We start from the raw sequence: 26,114 nt of genomic DNA on the forward strand, positions 1-26,114 counted from the left end.
CTCACTCCACACGACCCGCATCACCTCAACTCGCAACACGCCACTCTGACAACCGAAGTGCCGTCAATTTTCGTCTGCACAAGTCGCCACGCCGGGCGCCGAATGACGCACAGCCAGAGAGTACGTCCCAGCTCCGACTGTTGAGCGGCACTCAGGATGAAGATGAACGGGACGCTCAGCGACATCGACGGTGAGGATGGAGCGACCGATTCGCTGGTGTGCCCTGAGTGGCGGCGGCGTGACGCCGAACTCTAACGTGCCAGCGCGGACGAACATTCGGGAAATCTCCGTCTAGCCAATTTCCCTGCCCTGAGACCGTGTCTTACGTCGCTGATTTCGCCTTCATCAGCTTCTTGAAGCATCTCCCACAGCTCGTCCGACACCAGCCCCAGACCGACAACACATCAGCCACGCTCAAACATAAACCAGTGCAACCAATCTCGTTACACAACGTGAGACGCTGTCATGGGCCCGAACGTTCGACGAGGATGCGCTCGAGGTGGCGGGAATGTGCCCACAGGACTACCTGGCCCGCCTGGATTGAGGCTCAGCTCAGGTCCGGTAGGAACGCGTGGCCGACGTAGTCACGGAACAACACGATTTTCCCGTCGCGGATCCGGAAGACCTGAATACAGGGCACCTGGAACGGCTGGTCGGTCGATGTGATGCGCCCGACGGACGTCAATTCGACGATCACGACCTCGGGATCGTCGGTCCGGTAGGTTTGGCGCACCTGCAGTTCGTCGAGGAGGAACCCACCGCGGTCGGTGTCGATCGCGTATGCCCGAATTGCCTCTTTGCCTGCCAGCTGTGCGGGCAGTTCGCCTGCGGTGAAAGGCATCTCGATCACGCCGTCCTCCGCGAACAGGTCCACGAACGCCTGCATGTCGTTGGCCAGGATCGCCTTGTTTCGCTGCTCCAAGACCTGTAACGGGCTCTCCGCTGCTGGTTGACTCATCGCAATCCTTTCATTCAACGCTCGTTGTATCAGTGATTCAACGAGCGTAGAACGAAAACCAGCTTTGGTCAACGTCCGTAGAATGACCCGCGTGAGCAACCCTTCGGCGCCTACTTCGCGGGCCGAGCAGCGACGCAATACCGAGGCGCGGATCCTCGCCCACGCCCGGACGTTGTTCGCCGAATCCGGCTACGACCGCACCACCATCCGGGCGGTCGCCACCGGCGCAGGCGTGGATCCCGGACTCGTCATCCATTATTTCGGCAGCAAACAGCAGCTGTTCCTGAGCGCTATCGGGTCCGGATCGGCACTGCTAGCCGGGGGCAGCGCCGCGGATATCGCCGAGCAGTTGCTCGACAGACTGCGCGACTCAATGATCGAGGAACCTGTTACCTCGCTGGCCATGCTGCGGTCGATGCTCACCCACCCCGAGGCCGCCGAGGAGATCCGCACCTCCTCGCGTATCTACAAGGACCAGATCAGCGGCGCCATCCCTGGTGAGGAAGCTGATCTGCGCGCAGAAGTGGTCAGCGCCGCGCTACTCGGCATCGTCCTGTGCCGCCATCTGGTCAAGCTCGATCACCTCACCGAGGCCGACCCGGACCGGGTAGTCGAGATTCTGCGCCCAGTCGTCCGCTCAATCACCAAGGCCGACATCCAAGACTCCACCCCCGCGGACTGAGCGCACTCCAATATGCAGCATGCCTGCACGGCGTTGCCCGAGATGGCCGACTGGCCTGCGACACCGACGTTCTAGGCGCAACCACGTAAGACACGGCCGAGCCCGGTCTAAGCCCATCAGAGCCGAAATGTTCAAGCATTCCGGACCAGCGCTACCAACATCGCAGTTCATTGACAAAAGCCGCGGGCTGTTTAAGCGTGAGTCACGTTCTGCTGGAACGTTTTTCGGAATCTTCAATGCATGTGTGGAATCTCGTCCGGTAGCGAGTCCGCCGATACCTCGGCCACATACCACCGGGCGTGCATGAACCCCGGGGGATCCAAGGAGACCTTATGCCCGGAGCACGATCGGACTTGACACGGAAATGGACCGGCCGGGGACTGTGGAATTGGCGCGAGCTCAACCGCAAAGGTGGCCAGCGCGCCCGACTGAGCATCGAGGCTTACACGACTGAGGTTGCGCCAGCCGTTGACGACCCGGAATCCGGACCTGATCGCCGAGTATTGAGACGAGCTGGTGCGCATTGCCGGGGCCCCGAAGTTCGGGAACACCACCGCCTCATCGCTGGTCGGCACGTTGTTGGCGTCGGGCTGCCAGGACGCTCTCGCCGCGGACGGGCCGTGGTGGTTCAGCGGCCGCTGGTGGCGATATGCATGGCGGTGAGGTAGGCGAAGACGATGGCGGGTCCGATGGTGGCGCCGGGTCCGGCGTAGGTGTGGCCCATGACGGGGGTGGCGGTATTGCCCGCGGCGTAGAGCCCGTCGATGACGGTGTCGTCCTCGCGCAGGACGCGGCCGGTGAGGTCGGTGCGCAGTCCGCCTTTGGTGCCGAGGTCGCCGGGGACGAGGCGGGCGGCGTAGTAGGGGGCGGTGTCGAGGGCTCCGAGGTTCGGGTTGGGATGTTGACGGGGGTCGCCGTAGTAACGGTCATAGGCGCTGTCGCCGCGGCCGTGGTCTTCGTCGGTGCCGGTGCGGGCGAAGGTGTTGAACCGGGTGATGGTGGCGGTGAGTTCGTCGGCGGGCAGCCCGAGCTTGTCGGCGAGTTCGGTGATGGTGGTCGCGCGGGTGAGCGCTCCGGTGTCGAACCATCGTTTCGGTAGCGGTTGACGCGGGGGCAGCCCGGCGAACAGGTAGCGGTTGCGGTAGCGCTGGTCGAAGATCAGCCAGGCGGGGATGTTGGCTGCTGGACCTTCTCCCTGGCCGTATTCGCCGCCGTACATGCGGTGCACGGCATCGGCATACGGCAAGGATTCGTTCATGAACCGCTCCGCGCGGTCGTTGACGATGATGCTGCCGGGCAGGTTGCGTTCGGCCAGGCAGAACCACGGTTGCCGCGGTAACGGGATGGACGGCCCCCACCAGGCGTCGTCCATGAATTCGACTGCGGCGCCGAGGGTTTGCGCGGCGCGGATACCGTCGCCGGTGTTGGCGGCGGCGCCGACGGTCCAGTCGGCACCGATGGGTTCGCGCTGGTACTGCTTACGCATGGTGTCGTTGTGTTCGAATCCGCCGCAGGCCAGCACGACACCCCGCCGAGCGGTGATGCTGTGCTCGACTCCGGCGCGACGAACTACCAGTCCGGTCACGCGCTCGCCGGTGGTGCGCAGGTCGACCAGGGCGGTGTCCAGCAGCAGTGGGATGTCGGCGTCGAGCATGCCGTGGCGCAGCATCGCGGCCAGGGCTTGGCCGCGGCGAGCAGATGCCGGCGCAACAGCCGAGCGGTGAGATACCGTGCGGCGATCCTGACCATCCGGCCTGGTGTTCGGGGGTTGCGTAGCCCGAGGTGGATCTGCCGGAAATCGGCCTGGGTGAGCACGAAGTTGCGGGGCGCTTTGGAATAGTCGGGTTCCAGTCTCACCAGCTCCGCTCCCAGAGAGGCGGCATTAAACGGGGCAGGTTCGACCGAGCGTCCGTGGGCACGACCGCCCAGGGCTTCGGGGTAGTAGTCGCTGTAACCGGGCACCCAATGCATCCGCAGCGGGCTGTGGGCGGTGAGGAAGTCGAAGGCTTCCGGGCCGCGGTCGATAAAGGTGTCGATCCGATTCTTGTCGACCGTGTCGCCGATGATCGCGTGCAGATAGGTGCGGGCGGCTTCGAGGTCATCGGCGGGCGCTTCACGGCGTAGGACGATGTTGCCGGGAATCCACACCCCGCCGCCGGAACGAGCCGTGGACCCGCCCCAATGCGGCGCCTTCTCGATCACCACGACCGACAATCCCCGGGCGGCGGCGGTAATGGCCGCGGTCATACCCGCAGCCCCTGATCCGACCACGACCACGTCCACCGCATCGGTGAGTGTGTTGTCCTGTCTCATGACTGATGAAACTCCGTCTCTGGAAAAGAAACTGGCCGCCGCGAAGACGGGCTCAGGCGCTGCGCCAACGCTGGTCCAAGACCGCGGTGAGGGCGGCTTCCACACACACCGGCAGCGACGCCGCCGAGTCTGCGGTGCTGCGCAGCCATTGCAGATAGCCGTACTCGGCCGCGGCAAGCATCAGATGCACCAGCAACCCCGGCGTGCTGTCGGTCCCGGGGTCACGCGACATCCGATGCGCGACGAGGTCGACCAACCGGACTCGATGATCCGGCGGGATCAGCGCGACCCGGTCCAGCAGATGCGGGGCCGTGGCGAACGCGGCGCGCCATTGCTCGAGTTCCTCGACCGGCAGGGTCGTCGAGCGAGTCAGGATTGCCTGAGCCAATGCCACATCAGCGGGCTCGGACTCCGGACGCGACTCCAACAATCCCGCGATACCGGCGCCGCCTTCGCGGACCGGTTCCAGCAGCAGGTCCTCCTTGCTGCGCACATGCCGGAAATAGGTGCTCGTCGACACCTCGGCCGCAGCGGCGATCTGCTCGGTGGTAACCGCCTCGAACCCCGCCCGCGCGAACAACGCGAAGGCCGCGCGCTGGATATCGGCACGGACTTGGCGCCGCTGCCGCTCACGCAGTGACATGGCGCACCTCCTGACTACTAAAGCTGAGATCAACTACTATATCGAAATTATCACCGTATATGGGAGTAACTGTCAAGATGCATGAAAGGCCCACATTGGGGGCTGCAGCTCTACTGCCGCAGGCCCGTTCGATGACGCCGCCACCCTCGAGGTCGCACTGCGGCTGAAGGCCCTCGCCGACTCATGTCACTACTGCTGACCAGCCCCGGCGGGAGGAGAACGGGGCGACCTCGCCGCCGCGGTCGGGCTGTCGGAGTCCATCGGCCAACTCCGCAAAAGCCGGACTCGTCGAAGCCGAGCGACGTGGCATGAACACCTTCCACCACGCCCGCCGCGATGCTCTGTCGGCACTGTGTCTGGTCCTAGCCCCCGACTGCCGCACCTGAATCACACGTTCGTTCAGAGCGCCCCCAAGACGCGCCGACAAAGCGGCACCACGATTCACCGACGCAGGCCGGTGGCTACGCCGGTGAATTCCGACGTCGCCTATCGGTGAGTTTTGACGCTGGCTGGCGGGGCCGAGATCAATTGGTCTCGACGAAAAGTGACGTCGCTGACGAGCGTGTCTCGTTGGCTGGGAGTGCCTGTCGAACGCTGTCGTGCCAATTATGCGCCGTGAGGGGTCTTTTCGACCTTGGTCCTACCTGGGCGATCGAGTCGTCCAGAAGACGTTGTCCACGATGGGGATTCCAGCTGCTCTCACTGTGTCGCGGCCTCGGCGAAATCTCCCACGTGGTCGGCTGCCCAGCGGGCGAAGGTGGTCGCGGGACGGCCGATGATCTCCGGGACCGAACCTGTTGGAGCAAGCGTGTTTTCGACCATACCGCCGAGCACATTGTCGACATACCAGCTTGCGGTGTCACCCATCTCGGAGCGGAACGCCTGGACCGCCTCGTCGCGCGACACCGGGATGAACGGGATGTCGCGGCCGAGCGCCACGCCCAACTGCCGGACGAGTTCCGTGCGTGTCAGGATCTCCGGCCCGGCCAGGCCGTAGGATTTGCCGGCATGCTCGTCCTCGAGCAGCGCGGTGGCGGCTACCTCGGCGATGTCGTCCATGGCGATGGGCGCGCTGGCGGTGCTCGGATATGGTTCCCGCACCGCACCGGTGTCACGGATTTGCTTGGCCCAGATCCTGGCATTCTCCATGAAGTCTCCCGGCCACAGATGTGTCCACTCCAGGCCACTCGTCTCGACGGCCTCTGTCACGCTGCCCCACCAGCTTTCGGGCTCGCCGGACAAATCGACGACCCGCTGGACCCCAGCCGTGCGTGCCAGCGTGAGGACCTCAGTGACGGTGTCCGGGGTGGGAGCCAGATACATGCGGTCCACACCCTCGAAGGCAATCGGCAGGCTGTCGAGTCTGCGCAGGTAACCCGAGATCACCTCGACCCGGTCCGGAAGTGCCGCTCGCCGTGGATCATTCGTCAGCACCCGCACATCCGTCGCACCCATGGTCAGGAGATGGTCGACAACCTTGCGGCCGATGTTTCCCGTCGCTCCTGTTACCAGGATCTTCATACTGCTCCTCCCACACTGGTTCAAGGCCGTCCCCCAGTCTGCTCCGACACCCGAACGTTGGCATATACGCTGTCCAATCGAGATCGGCTCGCAGGAACTCGAGACCTCATCCAGCGAAACGCTCCAGCCTTTCGAGCAGCCCTGTCAAACCGCTTTGCCGAACGCCGTCGTCACCAATGTCCATGCCGTGGGTCACTTCATGCCACGGCCCGAGTTGATGCCAAATCAGCGCACGCCTACGGAGGTCGACGGTGACGCCATACGCGTCGGCGACAGCGTCCGCAAAATCTGTCGATGCACCGTACAGTGGCCAAGCCAGATCGTTCGCGGCATCACCGAGATGCACGTCGCCGAAGTCGATCACTCCAGCGAGACGACCTCCGTCCACCAACACATGCTCAGGTCCAAGGTCGCCGTGGACCACCGTATCCGCCGGGAATTCCCGCGCGGCGTCGAGGACCGCAAGTGCCGAATCTCGTTGAGCCACAGGAATCAACGGCATGACGTCAGCCCGGAAACGGCTGATTGTCGCCACCCGGCTGCTCCTGGTTTCCGCCGCTGGTGGCAAGCCGTGTCGGACCGCTTCGGTCGCGGGACTGGCGTGAAGTGCGCGAAGAAATCTTCCCATCGCGTGCCCATGTTCGACATCAGCCGACACGATTGCCTTACCAGGCACGAGCGCATGACGCACTACCAATGGCGTCTCGCTCACCATCCATGGGACCGGCACCTGCAGCGGCAACAGAGGTGCCAGCCAAGGCATCAGTTCAGTTTCCCGCCGGAGTTGGTCCGCGACTTCTGGTCGCCGGGGGCGGCGCTCGACCCAGCTACCGTCGATCAGCGCAGCAAAGCTATCCCATCCCTCAGAGAACTCCACGCTCCCGACGTTACGGCATAGATGATCACTGCATTCGGGCCGCGCGCGCCTCAACAGCGAGTTGTTCCGAGAAGCCGACATCCGCTGCCGAGAGCACCGAATGTCGATGCGCGAGTTGGCCGATCGCCACGGCGCATCAAAGCTGTCACCCCTCGCCCCCACTGGCGAACCGTCACAACCTCCCCAACAACCAGAAGGAAACCAGCTCACCAGATCCTCGAGTCACTGGTATCGAGACCAGCCTCGATCTTTCACTGGGATTACGTGCCGATTGTTCGGGAACGGCAGGTCCGGGGTTCCATTCAGCAGGGTGGTCGCGAGGTTCCGCAGCGATGATGAACGTGGTTGCAGTCCCGCCGCGTAGTTCGTGGAAGCTGGCCGGACCGTTCATCTTTCACATTCGGCCAGCAACACGAATCAGTCCGAAGTCAACGGTATCTTTACAACACGTCCAATGGTGGGGACTTGGGGAAGACGACTGGCAGCGCCGCCAGCGCTCGGTGGAACGGCCCTGGCCGCCAGGTCAATTCCTCGGCCGGGACGGCCAGCCGCATCTCGGGTAGCGCATCGAGCAACTGGTCGATGGCGTCTTCGGCAATCAATGACGCCAACCGCGTCGCAGGGCACGCATGCGGCCCGGTGCTCCACGCCAGATGCGAACGATTACCGAGGAAGTCGCCGGAGATCGCAGGGTCGTTGTTGCAGGCGGACAAGCTGATGAGGACCGGCTGGTGTGCGGGCAGCCAGGTGTCACCGATCAGGATCGGCTGCCGCGGGTAGGTGGTGGCCAAGTTTGCTACCGGTGGATCGGTGAACAAGACTTCATCGAGTGCGTCGCGTGTCGACAGGCTGCCACCGAGCACATCGGCTGCGAACCGGTCGTCGGTAAGAATCAGCAGCAGCGTGTTGACGATCAGGTTCTGCTGCGGTTCCAATGCCGCACCGTAGAGGGTGATGATGTTCGCCAGGATCTCTTCCTCATCGAGATCGGCGGGGTGTTGCACCATTCGTGTGAGCATGTCGTCGCCAGGCTCAGTTCGTTTGCACGCGATCAGCTCCAGTAGTGCTTCGCTGAGCATCGCCATGCCCAGACCGGCGTTGTCGTCGACGGAGTTGAACAGGTGTGCCATGCCGGTCGCAACCCGGATGCCCAGTTCCGGTGGGCAACCCAACATGTCGTTGAGGCCCGCGAAGACCAGCGGGAACGCGTACTGGCTGAGCAAGTCGGCCTCGCCTGCCCCACAGAAGGTGTTGATCAGCGGGATGGCCATCCTCTCCACAGCGGCGTGCCGGCTGTACAAGTTCACTCCATCGATCGCCGCGACATTGACTTGCCGATACCTGGCATGCGCTACGCCCGCGCTGCGCAGCGGCCCCGGATACCACCTCATCAACGGCTTGACCGGGCAGCTGTCGGGAATCTTCTCCTGCCAGACCCGGGGATCGGCCGGGAAGTGTTCCGGATCGTTGAGGATCCGTACCGCCTCGTGGTATCCGATCACCAAGGTGGCGGGCACCCCTGGCGCCAGTTCCACCGGCACAAAGGAACCGAAACGCCGGCGCATCTCGCGATAGGTGTCATGCGGATCCGCAGCGAACTCGGCAGTGTACAACGCAATAGATGAGCCGTCGACGGCGGCCGACGAGCCAGTGGGAGTGGTCAAATTCGTGACTCCTGACGCGCGTGAAACAGGAACTCCGACAACATGGTTCGCCGCTTCGAGCATCCCCTGGCGCATTAACGCAAACGTCATGCTGCCACTACTCGGATCGGCACGCGGCCGACCCTAGCCTCTCCCGGCGCGCACCGCCCAGGAAACCCCCCGACTAGCATCGCCAGATCATCATTGCCGGATTACGACAGTTGATTCCGACGAGGTCACCATCACTCGGCACCGGCCGTCGCCGTGACCGGATGCGCCAGCCTGGGCAGCACCGACTCCCCGTACGCCACCAACGTGGCGGTCTTGGCATCGTGCTGGAGATAAACCGCGAACTGATCGACACCCAACCTTTCCAGCTCGTGTAGCCGGACCAACTGCTCATCGGGCGTGCCGACCACACAGAAGCGGTCCACGATGGCATCCGGCACGAATTCGGCATGGGCACTGCCCGCGCGGCCGTGCTCGTTGTAGTCATAGCCCTGACGACCCACGATGTAGTCGGTGAGCGCGGCCGGAATATCGCCGTAACTACCGTATTTCGCGACGATATCGGCGACATGATTGCCGACCATGCCGCCGAACCAGCGACACTGTTCCCGAGCATGTGCCATCGCGGCATCGGACCCGTCGGTGACGTAGGCCGGTGCCGCCACACAGATCTTCACCGCTCCGGGCGCACGCCCCGCCTTCCCAGCGGATGAGTCGCTTCCTGGTCCCCCGCGGGCGGATCGGGATCGCCGACCTCATCTCCGATCACACGCTCAGCCCGGAGCAGGTTGGCGAGCGTGGTGACCACGTCGGCTGCATCGCGGGAGCGCTCTCGTTCTCCGAATACCGAGACCACTTCACCGCAGCCGGATTCACCGACACTTCAGATCAATCGCACAGGGAGGCTTTCGAGGCCACGAAAGATATCCACCGCGGTCCCGTACTTCCACCGCAGTTCCTCGGCTGGGCACGCGAGTCCGAGAGCGGGGAACCGCCGCAGCAGCGTGCCGATCGCGACCTCTCCCTCAATCCTGGCGAGTTGCGCTCCGAGGCAATGATGAATGCCGTGGCCGAAGGCCACATTGTCATGCGTGCTGCGTGTGATGTCGAGCGCATCCGGATTCGGAGTGCGCTCGCTGTCACGGTTCGCCGAGGCGAGGGCGACCGAGACCACGCTGCCTGCCGGGATTGTCGTCCCCGACAGCGTGATGTCTTCGATCGCATAACGCGGCGTGGTTCGCTCGACGGGACCGTCGTAACGCAACAGCTCTTCGACCGCCCCGGGCAGCAGCTCCGGTTCCGCATGCAGCAAGGCGCGCTGTTCAGGGTGACGCAGGAGGGCGACCATCCCGTTGCCGATCAGGTTCACCGTCGTCTCGTGGCCCGCGACGAGAAGCAGTTGCAGCGTGCCGAGCAGCTCCTGATCACTGAGCCTGTCTTGCTCGTCGACGGCGATGATGAGCGCGCTAACCAGGTCGGGCTGGTCGTCGATGCTGAAACTCGGCTCGGCGTGTGCACGCCTGTAGGCGATCAGGTCGGTCAAATACTTACTGATATCCGCGCGCGCTCGGCGCAAGGCCCGCAGACCCTCCCCGGTCAGTGACGGCGCAGTAAGTGCTCGCGTCCAGATGCGGAAGGAGTACCGGTCAGCAGTAGGCACCCCGAGTAGTTCGCAGATCACAGTTATCGGCAGCGGGAAAGCGAGTCCATCGATGAGGTCGACCTCGTCTTTCTCCGACATGGCATCGATCATCTCGTCGGTGATCTGCTGGATTCGAGGCCGCAGGCTTTCCATTCGGCGCCGGGTGAACGCCTTGGTGACGAGCTTGCGGAGACGGGTGTGGTCGGGCGGGTCGGAAGCGAGCATGTTCTGACCGACTCGCCCTTCATCCTCAGTAACCAAGCCCAGATCACGCATCCATTGCGGCGCGTTGTGCGGGCTTTTCGAGAGACGTGGCTCGTTGAGCGCGGCACGGACGTCCTCATAGCGGGTGACAAGCCACATCTCGAGGCCCATGGGCCCATTCACCCGGTGGATCGGCGACTCTGCACGCAGCTGCGCGTATTCATGGTAAGGATCGCATCGGAAAGCGTCGTTGAACAGGTCCATCGCGGTAACCTCGCTGAGAGACGGGCATCGGTCGTTGTCGATTCGATAAGCTGAGAAACCTGCCGTTCGGCAGATGTTGGAGTCACGTGCTCCGCCGTCTTCCATCCGTCATCTGCCGAACCGGCACGCGGGGACACGATTCGCACCCGGATTCCATCGCTACTCGAGTCCGGGCGCGCAGCTGAAGCTGGGGTGCGGCAAGGCATCAGCGACGGTCATCGTGTCACCGAAACATGTTGCACAGTGGTTCTTTTCGGCGACTACTCGTGTGCCCACGAGTCGATACTAGAGCGATCGTTTTATATTGGCAATGGGCGCCGCACAGCCCGCCTTCCGCCGGCCGGGACAGCATCAGACCTCGGTCGTCGGGATCATCGGTAGCACTGAGGACGCTAACCATGGTGTCGACCGCGCGCGTTTCGACGCCGGCATTCCAAATGGAAAGGTCGGCGGCGCTCAGCGACAATCCAGCCATATCTCCGGCATTTGATTTGCCGGCTGTGCCGGGACATGTAACCACGTCGGTCCCAGAAGACTCACAAATGAATACCGCGGCTATGCCCGAACCCTACACGAAGCCCCCATTTGTCGCCAGCACCGATTTGACCTTATGAGTTACTGCAGAAACAATCGAGTCTCTCGATTCTGTATTTAATAAAATCTTTCCGAGCATCTCATCCGGACACGCCTGGGCGCATTGGCACGTTCAGTTTCGCCCCGGGTGCGATACAAGATGCCGTCTTTGCATCTCCAAGTGAGGGAAATTCAAGTGTCGTGACGCCACGAGTCAAACCGGTCCGTTTACCTAAATATCCCACCTTGCATTACCAGCACCAGATCGATATGGCCGACCTCGGCCACCGGTCAAGATACAGCACTGTAGACAGCCCTGGTGTACGCAATGGAGCGCTCGGTACCCAGTAGCCCGGAGCCCATCTTGTTCATGGTGTACGCAATTACGATTCGCCGATCGTTGTCGGCGATGACTTGCGAACCACCCCAACCGAACCAGAAACCGATGCGCCCATCCGGCAGATACGGAACGGACTCCGGCGTCGGCAATGCAAAGCCGACGCCCCAGTTCAACGGGACCCCCAGCACTTTATCTACACCCTGCGACTGCTTCTCGAAGATGAGATCGACGGTCCGCGGCGAAAGCAATTTCGCACCATTGACAGTACCGTCGCAAGAAATTGCTGTATGGATTCGAGCCAGCGCGCGCGCATTCGTGTAGCCGTTTCCCGCACCGAATTCCGCTTGCCGAAATGCATCCGATCTGGACACTTCGGCGTCCATGAAAGGGTTGGCCAGCGACTTAGCCATGAGCTCCGGCGGCTCAGCGGCCGCAGACTCCGTTGGTGAGGCTGGCGGTATTACGTTAGACACTCGGTCCTGGTCCCGAGAATCCAGACCCAGCTGAAAATCGGCATCCAAAGGACCCGAAATTTCCTCGGCGATAAATTGTTTCAGCGTCCGGCCGTCAACGCGCCGGAGGAGTTCACCGAGCAGATGGCCGAATGTCAAGCCGTGATAGCCTCCAGCACTACCAGGCTCCCACCATGGCGCCTGCGCTGCCAATCGAGCACACGATACCCGTAGGTTGTACATTTCCTCCAGGGTCAGCGGCTCCTGCCAGCCCGATACGCCGGACGTATGCGAGAGGAGATGCCGGACGTCGACTGACTCCTTTCCATTCTGGCCGAATTCAGGCCAGTATTCGGCAACCGGTGCATAAGGATCAAGAGCGCCCCGGTCGATCAACATCAATGTCGCAAGTGCAGTCACGGTCTTTGTCGTGGACCACACCCCGGTAATGGTGTCTCGGGCCCACTCCTGTGTGTGGTCTACATCGGTCCAGCCGCCCCAGATATCCACGACCGGCATCCCGTCGACCGTCACAGCGATAGAGGCACCCACCTCCGCACCCGAGGCCAGATTGGCCGCTAGGAGTTCTTGCACCTCAGCAAACCTGGCCTGACATACACCCGATACTTGCACCATCGGTTCCTGCTCCTTGTAGTGGTGTTGCCTGCCGAAAGACCGCCGCTCGGTCCATGGTTTCGTCCAGCAAATCGTTCAGCCCGATTTCTCGCAAATCCGTCCAATCAACTCACCAGGTGCAGCCGCGCTGTTGTAAGCACCTTGCTCGCGGCCTGCGAGTGCGAAGGAGACGAATGGCCGCTGATGCGGGTAGGCCTCATGGGCAGCAGCCGTTGTGCGGCGTCGTTCAGTAAGCCTGATGTCGAGACACGATCGACATCACTGCCACTATCGACCTGACAGCAAGCATTTGTAAATATCAAATAACTTTGCATGTACTCGAGAAAAACTCATGTCAATCACATCACGGCATCAGCCGCATCCAGTCGATGCTTGTCGACAAGCGATTACCCCGGATCACTTCGCGCAGGTGGTGCAGGTTTCAGGCGTGCCGGGCGCGGGCCGCGCCCCACAGATCCATTCCGGGCATCTCGAAGATCTGCGCATCGAGTACTGCCATCCCCTGGTAGACCACGTCCCTTGGTGCTCGCTGCCCAACCGAGATATGGTCGGGGGGCAGGTCCGAATCTTGCGGAACGACGATCTCCCGGCCTGCTTCCACGACCGTCTGCCGACGCAGAATACGCCACTGGGCGTCGCGCTTCTCGAAAACATCGATGTAGCGGCCTTCCAGTTGCTGGTCGATGAACCGACCCGATCCGTCGTCCATCGGGATGTGGTGCAGCACGTACCACTGGCTCTCGACGAACGCGCGATCTCCGTCTAGTTCGATCAGTGGATTGGTGATCGAATGCTGCGAGTTGGCGATCTGTGCGAGGAGTGGAACCACATAGTCGGCGAAAGCATGCGCGTTGCCGTTGTAGAACCAGTGCACGTCGATCGCGTCCGAGTGATAGCAGGATTTGAACAAGTCGAGGTCACACCGATCGGCGGCCCGAGCGTACCGGTAGAGCACGTCTCGGATCGCTTCCCTGTCCTCGAGGATCGCGAGCCTGGATTCCAATTCACCCAGACGGGCGACGGTGACGTCGGCGAGGGTCATGTACGTCTCCTTAATTCGGAGTCGGCGTGAATGCGATGGAAGGTACGGAAGGCGCTCTATTGCCCTATGTTGTCCAACATATAAACTGCCAAACAGCTAGTCAATGGCTGGTCTACGATTAGCGAAGCATTGACCACTACCGACCAGGAGGGCTGCTGTGGCCGGCCGACGCGCCGAAACCACCCGGGAGAGCCGGATGCTGCTACTCAACGCCGCGACCGCACTGTTCACCGAAAAGGGCTATCAGCAAACAACTTTCGCCGATGTCGCCGAGCGGTCCGGGATCAGCCGCGGCTCGATCCCGTGGCACTTCGGCAGCAAGGAGGGGCTGCTGGGCGCGGTGCTCGACCATGCGGCCGAGATCCTGCTGGAGGAATCCGCTGGGGAAGGATCGACGGTCGCGACGCTGGTCGACGGAGCCAGACGCGCGGCGCCCCTTCGGACCTCACTGTTGTTCGTCACTCTCTACGTCGAGGCGGTGAAACCGGACTCCCCGATCCACGACAGGTACGCCGCATTGCACGACCGGCTGCGCGAGTCCGTCAAGCAGTGGATCGAACGTTCCTCGGTGCGTTTGCCGGAGGCGATCACCTCCGACGACCTCGCCGTCCTCCTCGTCGGCGCGGGCATCGGAATCCATCTGCAATGGGCGATGGCCCCCGAAAAGATCAACATGAACCGGGCTTTCGACAAACTCGGCGAGCTGTTCGACACGATGCTGCGATCGGCGACCGCGGCAGGATGACGGTCGCGGTCGCCGATCCACGAACTGCTACAGCGACCTCGCGATGATCTCCTTCATAATCTCGCTGGAGCCGCCGTAGATCTTAATCCAGGTACACCCTGCCGGCATGTGCCTTGGTGGCGGCCTCAGCCAGTTCGAATCAAGTGTTCTGCATATCGATCAAACGCTGTCCGAAGGCGCTCCGATCCTTGGCGTACTCCACCGCTTCCCGGACGGCCGTTTCCATCGCCACCGCCGCGATACCCCCCGCGATAAGTCTTTCCCTGGCAACTGGGATATCGCTGAGGGCCAACGCGTCCTCATCATGCCATGACGAAACGTAGTGCGAGGTACGCGGATCGGACATGACGGTCAGTCTCGACCGGCAAGCCAGTGGGCCTGGAGGGCGAACATTTCGAGCTCGCTCATGGATGGTGTGGTTGGGTCGAGTTCGCGATACCGTTGGTAGAGATTGACCACCACACGTTCGGCGTCCAGCCAAGTGGCGTACTCGCCGAGATCGATGGTCATCGCCGCTTCCTGGAACGACAGCCCCTTCGAATGGGCGATATCGCCCTGTGCGCTGACGTACTCGAGGTACGCGCGAACAGCACGGACGCCATCCGGATCGGTGACGGGTCCATGGCCCGGCACGATCGTGGGGGCGTCGAGGCCGATCATGGTGTCACAGGCCGCGATCCAGTTGGCGATGGGGCCGCCCCATACGATCGGAGTGCATCCGATGAACAGCAGGTCCCCGGCGAAGAGCACACCGGCGTCGGGCACGTACACGACCGAGTCCGCCGCCGCGTGGGCGGGCCCGAGGTTGAGCAGCCGCAGCTCGCGACCACCGACTTCCACGGTCAGCTCGCGGTCGAACGTCTCGTCGGGTTGACGCAGCCGGATACCGGCGAAGTCGAACGGCGCGAACCGCTCTCGCAGATACCGGCTGGTCACCGGGTCAAGGTCGAGCACCTGGGTAAGCGCCATCAGCGACGGAGCCAGCCCGTGGGCCATCTCCTCCGCGGTGTGTTTCGCGGTGATGATGCGGACCGATTCGCCGAGCAGCTGGTTGCCGTAGATGTGGTCGCCGTTTTCATGGGTATTCAGCACATGCGTGATCGGGGCGCGATCGGTAATCGGCCGCATCGCGGCGAGCATCTCCCTGGTCAACGGCAGATCGAAAAGCGTGTCGACAAGTAAGGATGCGCCGTCGCCCGCGATCAAACCCGCGTTCGACCAGCCGAGACCACCGTCGGGCAGCGTCCACGCCCACACATCCTGGCCGAGATCGTGCAGCCCTTTCGAGTACGAGACCAACGCGGGCGCGCGGTTCACCCGCGGGGCGGGCGCTTTCCGGTCCGGGTTCGGACGCTCGGCCAGCGGATAGGGGGCTGCAGTGCGCTGGACCGTCTGGCGAGTTTCGCCGAGCCCCTGCACCCGCAGCGTCACCACATCCCCCTCCTCGAGCCAGCCCCGAAAAGCCTTGGGATCAGTCATCTTCATATGCTCGATCAGCGTGCAGGTCGGTACGGTCCCCGAACCGAACACCTCACCCGCCCGCAATTCGACCCCGCGCGATGCGTACGAGATCACCTCCGCGAAGGTCCAATCCATCGCTCCCGTCGACCCGGACCCGATCACCTCGCCGTTCACCAGCGCGGTAGCCTCGAGGCTCAATCGGCCATCGCGCCAATAAGGTTCGAGCTCGTCAGGGGTCACCAAATAGGGACCCAGCGTGATGCCGCTGTCCTTGCCCTTGCCCTGTCCGATCGCCAGCTGAGTTTCCAGCGCCTGCAAATCACGTGCTGACCAATCATTGAAAATGGTATATCCGATGATCGCCTGTTCGGCCTGCGCGATGGTGAGATCCCTACCGCCACAACCGATCACCGCAGCGATCTCGAGTTCGAAGTCCTGCCACGCGCTTCCCGGCGCGGTCGGCGCATCCTCGTACGGACCCAATACCGTCGACGGCGCCGCGAAGTAGAACGCCGGAATCCGATACCACGCATCCTTCAGCGTCCGAGGCGCACCCATAGCCTCCTGACAGTTACGCATATGGTCCAGAAAGCACAGGCAGTCGCGGATCGCGGGCGGTTTCGGAATCGGCGCCCGCAACGCCACCTCATCGAGCCGGACCACCTCGTCCGGAGCTCGCAGCACCTCCTGTCCCACCGCACGCAACCGCTCGGCGCCCTCGCCGATCAGATCGATGAGACGTGCGCCCGCGGCGAGAGCATGGATGTTCTCCCCCGACACCACGCCCACACGATCGCCGTTCGCAGATTTGTAGGTCACCCATCGCATCGTCAGCCTCCACAGCCCAGTTTCTATGCTCGATAACATAGAGTATGTTGGTTGATAAGTATACTGACGGACATCACAGAAGAGCGTCTGGCCGCCCGTAGTGGCCACATCCGTAGTCCTCGATGCAGCTCCGTCACGCATGACTGTCCAGCCGACCCCGGGACCAGCTGCAGTGAGATATCTCCAGAAGCCGAGAGGGAATCACACGACGCCAGTGTCCTCAACTGCCGCTTACACCACTATCTGTTCCGCTGTTCCGCGTGGTCGACCTCAATGGGCGCGCATTGACACTTGGAAGCTGGCGATCCTCGAGGCCCGCAGCCTCGTATGAGATTTTCTCATCACTCAGAAAGCTCGCCTGTCGTTTACAAACTTTGTCCGGCGGCGGATAGTCGACAGCTAGAGCCTGGTTCCCCGATTTCGAACTGTGGAGTTTCATATGGATAGTTCCCCGATCGTCAGATGCGGGACGGAGTCCCGCACGCATGCCGAGGTCAAGGCTCGAGCTGCTCGGCTCGCCGGCGGGCTCGCTGCAATGGGTCTTTCTCACGGCGACCGATTTTCCATCGTCATGCGAAACGGAATCGGATTCATCGAGGGAATGTTGGCGGGCGCCATCCTCGGCGCGACGCCAGTGCCGGTGAATTGGCATTGGACCGGTGGCGATTTAGAATACCTCCTTGCCGACAGCGGTAGCCAAATTGCCGTGGTGCACACTGATTTGCTGCCGGCTGTCGAGGCCGTGCTACCCACGGGGTCTTCTATTATCGAGGCTCCCGTTCCGCACGACACCGCGAGGGCATTCGGTTTCGATGCGCCAATGCTCACCGGTAGATATCCGGATATGGAAGAACTAATCGTCGGAAATACAGCAGCGACCTCCTCCCTCGAGGCGCCGCCGATGGGGATTATCTATACGTCCGGCACCACGGGCCGCCCGAAGGGCATACTCCGAGACACCGTCTCACCGGACAACCGTCGACGACTCGGCGAGATCGTACTGCGCGGATTGGCGCTGGAACCATCAATGCCGAGCCTCATTCCAGCGCCGTTGTATCACACGGCGCCCAATCTCCATGCTGTATTCGCACTGGAGCTGGGGGTAGATCTCGAAATCATGCCGCGATTCGACGCGGAGGCGATGTTGCAGCTGATCGAGCGTAGACGCATCGCTCACATGCAGGTAGTGCCAACAATGCTCGTGCGACTGCTGAAATTGCCTTCCGAGACACGAAACCGCTATGACGTCTCCTCACTGAAGGCGATCTTCCATGCCGCAGCACCATGCCCGAAACCTGTCAAACGGGCAGCCATCGAATGGTTCGGCCCGATTGTGCACGAATACTATGGAGGTTCCGAGGTCGGTGCGGCCGTCTCTTGCACCAGCGAGGAATGGCTGGCCCATCCGGGAACGGTGGGTCACCCCATCGACGACGCGGTGATAAAAATTCTGGACATCGACGGTACCGAAATGCCAACCGGCGAAGATGGCGACATCTACATCAAATCATATTCGGTATGGCCGGACTTTACATATCTGGGTGATGACACAAAACGTCGTCATATGGAGCGAGACGGTTTCCTGACAGTAGGAGACATCGGCCATCTCGATGGCGACGGCTATCTGTATCTGAGCGACCGGCGCAGCGATATGGTCATTTCCGGTGGGGTCAACATCTATCCGGCCGAGATCGAAGCCTGTGTACTCGAAATCGACGGCGTCAACGACGTCGCAGTCTTCGGCATCCCAGACCCTGAGTACGGCGAATCGCTTGCGGCCCATATCGAGCTCGCACCGAACGCGAGCGTCGACGTCGAGAACATCCGGTCTCACATCGCCAGTAATCTCGCGAGATACAAGGTGCCGAAGGTGATCGTTTTCGATAATTCGCTGCCTCGACACGAAAGCGGTAAGTTGTTCAAGAGAATACTGAAGCAGGAATACTGGACAACGGTTCAGTCGGATTCCTGAGCATTGAATGCGATGATCATATCCGATGGGGAAAGCATCTCCGGGGTGTTGGCCGGCATCCGCATGCCGCGACCGGGTCGCGGCAGGACGCGGCCGCGGGCGGGTGCTATGGCCAACTGCGGATACTCCATGCGATGGATCGGGGCTACCTGTGCGAGCGAGGGATCGCCGCGACGATCCCCGCAATACCGTGCCATCGCCACCCGCTACGACAAGACCGCAACCTCCTACCGCGGCATGCTCCACCTCGCGACGCGCTCATGTGGTTTTGAGGACCCCTAGGCAGAGTAGAGCGCAGGCACACAGTCGAGTTTTGCCTTTTCGGGAGGTCGCGCAACGGATTCGTTTGCGAATATCTGGATGCAGAACTCGATAAAGGCACGCGCACGCGCCGTTAGACGAGTCGCGTCGGGAACAGACGCCACGACCTCCAGCCACACACCACCGATCGACTGATCATCGACTATCTCGAGGTAGCACAGAGGATCTGCCTCACCGCCGAAATCGGACAGCGGACCTCGAACGAGGATGGACCAACCTATTCCTCGCGCCACCAAAGCGCGGATCGACTCCAGGTCACGCGCTCGGTGCACGACGTCAGGTGTCACTCCTGCCCGTAAGAACAGACGATCGAACCAGTTGGTCGTCTCGCGATAGTCCAGCAGGACACCGGGAAAGGCCGCGAGGTCACGCAGGTGGACGGCGCTCCGGTCAGCCAGCGGGTGGTCAACCGACACCACAACGTATGGGCGTGCGCGAAACAGCGGTATGACGGCGATGCCCGGGCGAGTGTCGAGGTTGAAATGGACTGCTACCTCGCAACTTCCGTTGAGCAGCCATTCCTGTAGATGCTCGGTGGTGCCGTCTTGGAAATCGACCCTCATGGCGGGATGACGGTCGGCGATCTCCCGCAGAATGCGGGGCATCACGAGCGGAGTCAAAGTAGGGAACATTCCGACCATCAGCTGGCCTGACACCTCGTTTCCGAGACGGCGGGCGCTGGATTCGAGTTCACACGCACTGCGAAGGAGTCGGCGAGCTTCTGTGAGCAAATGAGCACCCGCTGGTGTCAGGGCGAGGCCCCTTGCCTTGCTGCGCAACAATAATTGCGATCCCAGACTCCGTTCGAGCTGTGCGATCGCAAGCGAGATCGCGGATTGCGACACGACGAAATTCTCCGCCGCCGCCGACATGGTGCCCGCATCGACGGCTCCAACGAAGTACTCGAGCTGTCGAAGCGTCACACGGAGTGGTCGCACTGACCTCATCCTCCTCGGTGAACTTCGATCCGAACGGCGTCGCGACGTTCGGATCGGGGGGTTTACACTGTCGCTGTCGCGCCACCGTCGCAGTGCAGCACGTGACCGGTCACATAGTCGGCGGCCGCGGTGCACAGCATGCTGATAGCCCGGGCTGCTTCGTCTGGGCGACCGGGGCGACGCAACGGCGATTCGTTGATAAGACGCTCCCGCACAGCCGCCGCCGTCCCGATAGCCACAACCCGACCGCTGGTGGTGGTCAACGCATCCTTCGCTGACGGGGGTCTGGTCAGTCGGGTATCGATCGTCCCGAGGGCTACAGCGTTCACGTTGACGCGGTAGCGGCCCCATTCTTTGGCCAATGTCTTAGTAAGGCCGACCAATCCGGCCTTGGCCGCGGCGTAGTGCGCGACTCCGGATGCGCCGTAGACACCGGCGACGGAAGTGACATTGACGACCTTGCGATGTCGTGGTGCACCCTCGGCGTCGTCGGCCTTGGCCTGATCAACAAAGACCCTGTGGGCTGCTCGCAGAATCTGGAAAGGCGCGAGTAGATGTACTGCGATCATCTGATTCCACTGCTCGTCGGTGAGTTTGTGCGCTGCTGCCGCGTCGGCCCACCCGGCGTTGTTCACCACGATGTCGATCCTGCCGAATGTGCTCATACCGAGACCAATGAAGGCGGGTGCGAAGTCGGCGCGGGTGATGTCGCCAGGCAGAGCCACGGCGCGACCACCGGCCTCCCTCACCGCGGACACAGTCTCCGCGAGAGGTTGTGGATCGAGGTCATTGACGACCAGATGGGCGCCCAATGACGCGAGTTCCAGTGCGACCGCGCGACCGACACCACGTCCCGCTCCGGTGACGAGTGCCACGTCGTCGTGCAGATTCATTGTGGTTCCTTCCCAGGAATACCCGGCCAGTCACAGGGCGCGGGCAATGATGTCTTTCATAACTTCGTTGGCGCCACCGGCAATACGGCTGTATCGTGCGTCGATGTACAGCTGGGCAATCGGATATTCCAGCATGTAGCCATATCCGCCGAAAAGTTGCAGCATCCGATCGATGACGCGGCCTTGCACGTCGGTAGCCCAGTATTTCGCCATCGCGGCCCGTGCTGCGGTGAGCCGGCCGTTGAGGAGCTCGGCCACGCAGTCGTCGACGAAGCTACGAGTGACCGAAGTCAGCGTCGCGCATTCAGCGAGTTCGAACCGTACACCCTGCAGATCGAACAGGGGTTTCCCATACGCGTGACGCGCGCGGGTGTGCTCGATCGCGAGTTCGACCGCTCTTTCCGCCGCGGCGATCGCGTCCAGCGCCATCAACAGGCGTTCCTGCGCCAAGTTGGCCATCAGGTGCTGGAAGCCCTGATTCTCCTGACCCAGCAGATCCTGCGCTCCGACTCGCACATCATCGAAGAACAGCTCGGCGGTGTCCTGAGACTTGCAGCCGATCTTGTCCAGTGTGCGTCCTCGCCGAAAGCCCGGCGTTCGGGTATCGACAATGAATAGTGACACTCCATGCGACCCGGCGTGCGAATCGGTTTTGGCCGCAACGACGACCACATCGCACATGGCGCCGTTGCTGATGAAGGTCTTTGCGCCAGTGAGGACGAAGCCATCGCCCTCCCGCCTCGCGCGGGTGGTGATCGAGGCGACGTCGGACCCTGCGCCCGGTTCGCTCATCGCCAGCGCACCTATGCATCGACCGGAGGCCATCGCCCGCAGCCAGCGATGCTTCTGTTCCTCGGTGCCCAGGCCGAGGATGTAGTGGGCCACGATGCCGCTGTGCACGAGGTTGCCGAATCCGCGTGCATCGGCCCGGACGGTCTCCTCGAAGACCACCATGTCGTGCGCGATGGTCCCGCCACCGCCGCCGTACTCTTCGGGAACCGAGACACACAGCAATCCCAGATCACCTGCCCCATGCCACAGGTCGCGATCGACGTGCCCGCGAGCCGACCAATCGGCTAGGTGCGGCGTGGCCGTTTTCCGCAGGAACGCCGCGGCCGTCGTGCGTAAACTCTCTGTCTCCTGGTCGGACCAGCGTGGAACGGCATGTAGCATGTTCAACCTTTCGGGCTCGTTGCTATGGGTTTGCTGCCCGCTTGCGATCGGCGAATTCGGCGACTGCCGTGGCATGGTCGGCGCTGGACAACCCGATGACCTGCGAACGCATTTCGAGTTCGAGGTGTTCACGGAGGTTGCCTGAGCGGAGACTCATGTCGAGCAGTTCCTTGGTCATCTGGACCCCCAGTGGCGGCCGGGTTGCGATCGCTCTGGCGATGGACAGCGCCTCGGTGACCGGATCGGCAGCGATCTGCTGGACGAAACCGAGATCCGCGGCGGTCTCGGCGTCGAGTCCCCCTCCGCTGTAGAAGAGTTCGGTGGCGCGGCCGAACCCGATCATCCGCGGCAGCATCCAGGACAAACCGAGGTCACCTGCGCTGACACCGAGCGCAATGAACGGCGCTTCGAACCGGGCATTCGGCGAGCAAACTCTCATGTCGCACGCGGCGGCGAGTGCGAACCCCGCTCCGACCGCGTGCCCGCGCACCGCGGCAACCACAGGCTGCGGTATCTCGCGTATCGCCAGAACCGCGTCGACGGCGTGTCGCATAGCCGCGTAGTTTCCGGCAACGGGATCTGCGGCGTCCTCATCGGCGAGCCGGACCGAAGATCCATTCCTGCGGAAAACGCGCGGCCCGCACCGGTCAGCACGGCCACACCGCAGCGGCGGGATCGGCCGACCTCGCGGAACGCGTCCGCGAGGTCGGCGAACATCTGACCGGTCAATGCATTAAGGCGCCGAGGCCGGTTCAGCGTGACGATGCCGACTCCGTTACTGGGAAACTCCACTCTGACCTGTGCCGACTCCATCGACCCCTCAGCCACGAGAAGCCGCCGAAGCGATGTGGCCTGGGTCGAAGCCGGTATCGTCGATCATGGGTTCACCCTTCGAATCCGCCGCCCGCCACCATGATCTGGCCGCTGACGTAATCGGATTCGGGGTAGGTCAGCATCGCAACGGCGCCGGCTGCTTCCGTTGGGGTTCCAGCACGGCCCAGCGGAATCATCGCCTTAACCGCAGCGAGCACTTGCGGGTTCACACCGACCCGGATGGGGCGGCCTTCGATGTCGACCGTCGCGTCGCCGTCAGCGGTGGCAGCGGTGAGCCGCGTTTCGATAAGCCCGAACGCCACCGCATTCACATTGACGTTGTATCGGCCCCATTCCTTGGCCAGGGTGCGGGTCATCCCGATGATTCCGGCTTTGGCCGAAGAGTAGTTCACTTGGCCGGCATTGCCGTACAGACCGGCGACCGACGAGATATTGACGACCTTGCGGTGCACGACCGTCCCCGCCTCACGTTCCTTCTTGGCTGCCTTGCTGATGACCGGCTGGGCAGCGCGCAACACCCGGAACGGGGCCTTGAGGTGGACATCCAGGATCTCGTCCCACTGCTCGTCGCCCATCTTCTGAATAACGGTGTCCCACGTGTAACCAGCGTTGTTGACTATGATGTCCAGCCCACCGAACTCAGCGGTAGCGGCACCGACGAAGCGTTCGCCGAAGTCCGGTGCGGCGACATTGCCTACACAGACAATGGCATTACCTCCTGCCGCGGTGATTTCACCCACGACCTCTTGGGCGGGTCCGTCGTCAAGATCGTTGACGACGACATTGGCACCTTCACGCGCCAGTGTGAGCGCGATCGACCGGCCGATTCCGCGTCCCGAGCCTGTGATGATGGCGGTCTTGCCCGTGAGCTTTCCCATGATGTGATTGATCCTTTCGCTTGTGCGGTCAGTCGACGACCACAACGGCTTCGCCGGTCAACGTGACCGTGCCGTCGGGCATTACGACCCGAAGATCGAGGGTGGCGCGGGTTTCCGAGGCATCACGTTCGATCGCTGCCACTGTCGCGGAACAGATCGGCTCTGCGTAAACCGGTGTGATAGCGCCGAATCGAACCTGGTACGAGCGAATTTGTTCTTGCGGGAACAGGTTGGTCAGCAGACGGGCAAGGTAGGCCATCGACAGCAGCCCATGGCTGAATACGTCATCGAAACCCGCGGCCTTGGCAGCATCGGTGTCGATGTGTAGAGGATTGTGATCACCCGAAGCGCCAGCGAACAGGGCAAGTGTCGTACGGGTGATCGGAGGCAGTTTCAGTGCCGGTACCTCGTAACCGACTTCGGCGACGATTGATGTCATTGTGAATCCCTGTTCGATTGGTGGCGAACCACCATCACCGTCCGCAGTGCGGCAATAGCGGCGGCGTTCTGGTTGGTTATCTCCGTGTCACGGACGACGAACTCGAGCTGGCCTGCCTTCTTGTCGTAAATGTCCACGATCGTGCTGGTCGCTGTGAGCTCGTCTCCGGCATAAGCCATCTCGCGGTAGTCGAAGCGCTGCTCTCCGTGCAACGCATTGCGCATATCGACGCCGATTTCCTCGAGGAACTCCGAAGGGTTCGGGCACTCGAGCATGACGCCGAAGAAGAACGTCGGCGGCACCGGAAGGTCCCGATGCCCTGCGCGGCGAGCGGCATCGAGATCGATGTAAACCGGATCGGATTGCCCCGTCGCCTTTGCGAAATTCCGCAGGCGGCTGCGGGTCACGAGCAACTGCAGAGGCGGATATGTGCGCCCAATCGCCGAACGATTGATGCTCACCGGCCACCAACCTTCTGGTACATGGTCACCACACACGCACCGCCCAACCCGAGGTTGTGCTGCATGGCGTGCTCGACACCCTCGACCTGACGTGGGCCGGCTTGGCCACGGAGTTGCCAAACCAGCTCGGCGCACTGGGCCAGGCCCGTCGCACCCAGCGGGTGGCCTTTCGACAGCAACCCGCCGGACGGATTGGTGACAACGCGGCCACCGTAGGTGTTGTCCCCGTCCCGGATGAACTGCTCTGCGGTGCCGACGGGCGTGAGTCCGAGCGCTTCGTAGGTAAGGAATTCATTCGTCGTGAAGCAATCGTGCAGCTCGACAACCTGGATCTCCTCCGGCCCGACCCCCGATGCCTCGTAGACATCCGTCGCGGCGGCGATCGTCATGTCATAGCCGACGATCTTGCGGAGGTCGTTCGATTCGAATGTGCTCGGCGTGTCTGTTCTCAAGCTCTGGGCGGCGATTTCGACCTCGGCACGCACTCCGTGCCGCTTGGCGAACTCTGGGCTGCACAACACGGCCGCCGCCGCGCCGCAGGTCGGCGGGCAACATTGCAGCCGAGTGAGCGGTCCGTAGATCCTGGGTGAATCGAGCACCTGCTCCACCGTGACCGGGGTGCGAAACACCGCGTTGGGGTTGTTCGCAGCATGCTTGCGCGCTTTGACCGAGATCTCCGCGAAGATCGCCGGATCAATACCGAACTCATCGACGTAGGCCTGCCCGGCGCCGCCGAAGAACTGGGCCGCAGTGGGAGATTGCGGATCGGCTCCTTGCAGGGTGTCACGCGTTCGTTCGAACCGCTCCAGCGGCCCCGGCCGGTCGGAATAGACAGTTCCCAGCGCGCCGGGAACCATCTGTTCGAATCCCAACGCGAGCGCACAGTCCACCGTTCCGCTCGCTACCGCCTGGCGGGCCAGCCACAGCGCCGATGATCCGGTCGAGCAATTGTTGTTGATATTGACCACAGGAATGCCCGTTTGGGCGAGCTGGTACAGCGCGGCTTGGCCGCATGTCGAATCGCCGTATACGTATCCGGCATAAGCTTGCTGCACATCCGCATAGCCAATCCCGGCGTCCACCAGAGCCGCGCGGGCGGCAGCCTGCCCCATCTCCAGATAAGTCGAGCTCTGACTCGGTTTGGTGAAGGGAGTCATCCCGACACCCAGGACAAGTACCTTATTCGTCATTGTGTTGGATCCATCCGTGCTCATCGTTTGAATTTCATTACTTGTCGGTCCGGCAGCGTCCGTGCCAAGGGCTGTTCGGGCGGCCTGGGCGGGCGTACGACGCCATAGGCTGATGACCGAGCGCTGCGTTCGACACAGCGGCGGGCGGGGTTCGTAGGGCGCCGCGAGAAAACGGTGCGGAT

23 protein-coding genes and 3 pseudogenes are annotated in these 26,114 nt (G+C 62.4%); 5 read left to right on the plus strand and 21 right to left on the minus strand.

Annotated features, from left to right (window positions below):
• Positions 1-547: 547 nt before the first annotated feature.
• Complete coding sequence (locus tag AB0J29_RS05780; RefSeq protein ID WP_364779821.1) at positions 548-958, minus strand: nuclear transport factor 2 family protein; 411 nt, start codon at positions 956-958, stop codon at positions 548-550.
• A gap of 91 nt (positions 959-1,049) precedes the next feature.
• Here AB0J29_RS05780 and AB0J29_RS05785 point away from each other — a divergent pair, with 91 nt between their 5' ends.
• Positions 1,050-1,640 (plus strand): TetR family transcriptional regulator, encoded by a 591-nt coding sequence (locus tag AB0J29_RS05785; RefSeq protein ID WP_364779823.1) that lies wholly within the window; start codon positions 1,050-1,052, stop codon positions 1,638-1,640.
• A 628-nt stretch (positions 1,641-2,268) separates the two neighbouring features.
• On the opposite strand, the pseudogene kstD reads toward AB0J29_RS05785, so the two are convergent.
• Together kstD and AB0J29_RS05795 are read right to left on the minus strand one after the other, a co-directional pair.
• A pseudogene (kstD, locus tag AB0J29_RS05790) lies at positions 2,269-3,953 on the minus strand (3-oxosteroid 1-dehydrogenase).
• Positions 3,954-4,005: 52 nt separating this feature from the next.
• Positions 4,006-4,596, minus strand: a complete 591-nt coding sequence (locus AB0J29_RS05795; protein ID WP_364779826.1) for a TetR/AcrR family transcriptional regulator — start codon at positions 4,594-4,596, stop codon at positions 4,006-4,008.
• Between the two features lie 94 nt (positions 4,597-4,690).
• On the opposite strand from AB0J29_RS05795, the pseudogene AB0J29_RS05800 reads away from it, so the two are divergent.
• Positions 4,691-4,982: pseudogene (locus AB0J29_RS05800) on the plus strand (helix-turn-helix domain-containing protein).
• Between the two features lie 313 nt (positions 4,983-5,295).
• On the opposite strand, the gene AB0J29_RS05805 reads toward AB0J29_RS05800, so the two are convergent.
• The 5 genes and pseudogenes from AB0J29_RS05805 to AB0J29_RS05825 form a co-directional block, all read right to left on the minus strand.
• A complete protein-coding gene (locus tag AB0J29_RS05805; RefSeq protein WP_364779829.1) occupies positions 5,296-6,117 on the minus strand; it encodes an NAD(P)H-binding protein in 822 nt (273 codons plus the stop codon).
• 106 nt (positions 6,118-6,223) lie between these two features.
• Positions 6,224-6,994, minus strand: coding sequence for a phosphotransferase (locus AB0J29_RS05810; RefSeq protein ID WP_364779832.1), 771 nt, complete (start codon positions 6,992-6,994; stop codon positions 6,224-6,226).
• Between the two features lie 440 nt (positions 6,995-7,434).
• Positions 7,435-8,658, minus strand: a complete 1,224-nt coding sequence (locus AB0J29_RS05815) for a cytochrome P450 (protein ID WP_364779835.1) — start codon at positions 8,656-8,658, stop codon at positions 7,435-7,437.
• A 221-nt stretch (positions 8,659-8,879) separates the two neighbouring features.
• Positions 8,880-9,347, minus strand: a pseudogene (locus AB0J29_RS05820) (LLM class flavin-dependent oxidoreductase); the annotation flags it as partial.
• 182 nt (positions 9,348-9,529) lie between these two features.
• Positions 9,530-10,861 (minus strand): cytochrome P450, encoded by a 1,332-nt coding sequence (locus AB0J29_RS05825; protein WP_364779838.1) that lies wholly within the window; start codon positions 10,859-10,861, stop codon positions 9,530-9,532.
• A 205-nt stretch (positions 10,862-11,066) separates the two neighbouring features.
• On the opposite strand from AB0J29_RS05825, the gene AB0J29_RS05830 reads away from it, so the two are divergent.
• Complete coding sequence (locus tag AB0J29_RS05830) at positions 11,067-11,246, plus strand: hypothetical protein (RefSeq protein ID WP_364779841.1); 180 nt, start codon at positions 11,067-11,069, stop codon at positions 11,244-11,246.
• Positions 11,247-11,620: 374 nt separating this feature from the next.
• Here AB0J29_RS05830 and AB0J29_RS05835 read toward each other — a convergent pair whose 3' ends face one another.
• Positions 11,621-12,757 carry a serine hydrolase domain-containing protein gene (locus tag AB0J29_RS05835; RefSeq protein WP_364779844.1) on the minus strand — a complete coding sequence of 379 codons (1,137 nt, stop codon included), beginning with the start codon at positions 12,755-12,757 and terminating at the stop codon, positions 11,621-11,623.
• Positions 12,758-13,178: 421 nt separating this feature from the next.
• On the minus strand, positions 13,179-13,799 hold the full coding sequence (locus AB0J29_RS05840; RefSeq protein ID WP_364779847.1) for a nuclear transport factor 2 family protein: 621 nt from the start codon (positions 13,797-13,799) through the stop codon (positions 13,179-13,181).
• Positions 13,800-13,956: 157 nt separating this feature from the next.
• Between AB0J29_RS05840 and AB0J29_RS05845 the strand changes: the two genes are divergently transcribed.
• A complete protein-coding gene (locus tag AB0J29_RS05845) occupies positions 13,957-14,544 on the plus strand; it encodes a TetR/AcrR family transcriptional regulator (protein ID WP_364779850.1) in 588 nt (195 codons plus the stop codon).
• Between the two features lie 139 nt (positions 14,545-14,683).
• Here the strand turns inward: AB0J29_RS05845 and AB0J29_RS05850 are convergent, their stop codons facing one another.
• Together AB0J29_RS05850 and AB0J29_RS05855 are read right to left on the minus strand one after the other, a co-directional pair.
• The gene (locus tag AB0J29_RS05850; protein WP_364779853.1) at positions 14,684-14,890 is read right to left on the minus strand and encodes an acyl-CoA dehydrogenase family protein; all 207 of its coding nucleotides are present in this window, start codon (positions 14,888-14,890) and stop codon (positions 14,684-14,686) included.
• Between the two features lie 5 nt (positions 14,891-14,895).
• Positions 14,896-16,833: a fumarylacetoacetate hydrolase family protein gene (locus AB0J29_RS05855; RefSeq protein ID WP_364779857.1), complete on the minus strand. Its 1,938-nt coding sequence runs from the start codon at positions 16,831-16,833 to the stop codon at positions 14,896-14,898.
• 439 nt (positions 16,834-17,272) lie between these two features.
• Between AB0J29_RS05855 and AB0J29_RS05860 the strand changes: the two genes are divergently transcribed.
• Complete coding sequence (locus AB0J29_RS05860; protein ID WP_364779860.1) at positions 17,273-18,805, plus strand: AMP-binding protein; 1,533 nt, start codon at positions 17,273-17,275, stop codon at positions 18,803-18,805.
• Positions 18,806-19,083: 278 nt separating this feature from the next.
• Here the strand turns inward: AB0J29_RS05860 and AB0J29_RS05865 are convergent, their stop codons facing one another.
• From AB0J29_RS05865 to AB0J29_RS05905, 9 genes are all read right to left on the minus strand, one after another.
• Entirely contained in the window at positions 19,084-20,049 is a 966-nt protein-coding gene (locus AB0J29_RS05865; protein WP_364779863.1) for a LysR family transcriptional regulator, read from the minus strand.
• A gap of 77 nt (positions 20,050-20,126) precedes the next feature.
• The gene (locus AB0J29_RS05870) at positions 20,127-20,957 is read right to left on the minus strand and encodes an SDR family oxidoreductase (RefSeq protein ID WP_364779866.1); all 831 of its coding nucleotides are present in this window, start codon (positions 20,955-20,957) and stop codon (positions 20,127-20,129) included.
• Positions 20,958-20,987: 30 nt separating this feature from the next.
• Positions 20,988-22,130, minus strand: coding sequence for an acyl-CoA dehydrogenase family protein (locus AB0J29_RS05875; protein WP_364779869.1), 1,143 nt, complete (start codon positions 22,128-22,130; stop codon positions 20,988-20,990).
• 22 nt (positions 22,131-22,152) lie between these two features.
• Entirely contained in the window at positions 22,153-22,683 is a 531-nt protein-coding gene (locus tag AB0J29_RS05880) for an enoyl-CoA hydratase-related protein (protein ID WP_364779872.1), read from the minus strand.
• Entirely contained in the window at positions 22,566-22,943 is a 378-nt protein-coding gene (locus tag AB0J29_RS05885; RefSeq protein WP_364780015.1) for an enoyl-CoA hydratase/isomerase family protein, read from the minus strand. The genes AB0J29_RS05880 and AB0J29_RS05885 overlap by 118 nt, the downstream gene beginning before the upstream one ends.
• Before the next feature lie 71 nt (positions 22,944-23,014).
• Positions 23,015-23,842, minus strand: a complete 828-nt coding sequence (locus AB0J29_RS05890; RefSeq protein WP_364779875.1) for an SDR family oxidoreductase — start codon at positions 23,840-23,842, stop codon at positions 23,015-23,017.
• 28 nt (positions 23,843-23,870) lie between these two features.
• Entirely contained in the window at positions 23,871-24,281 is a 411-nt protein-coding gene (locus AB0J29_RS05895) for a MaoC/PaaZ C-terminal domain-containing protein (RefSeq protein WP_364779878.1), read from the minus strand.
• Positions 24,278-24,742: a MaoC family dehydratase N-terminal domain-containing protein gene (locus AB0J29_RS05900; RefSeq protein WP_364779881.1), complete on the minus strand. Its 465-nt coding sequence runs from the start codon at positions 24,740-24,742 to the stop codon at positions 24,278-24,280. The genes AB0J29_RS05895 and AB0J29_RS05900 overlap by 4 nt, the downstream gene beginning before the upstream one ends.
• Positions 24,739-25,932, minus strand: coding sequence for a lipid-transfer protein (locus AB0J29_RS05905; RefSeq protein ID WP_364779884.1), 1,194 nt, complete (start codon positions 25,930-25,932; stop codon positions 24,739-24,741). Before AB0J29_RS05905 ends, AB0J29_RS05900 begins: the two co-directional genes overlap by 4 nt.
• Positions 25,933-26,114: the final 182 nt, after the last annotated feature.

The organism is Nocardia sp. NPDC049707 (assembly GCF_040674855.1).
Classification (GTDB): Bacteria; Actinomycetota; Actinomycetes; order Mycobacteriales; family Mycobacteriaceae; genus Nocardia.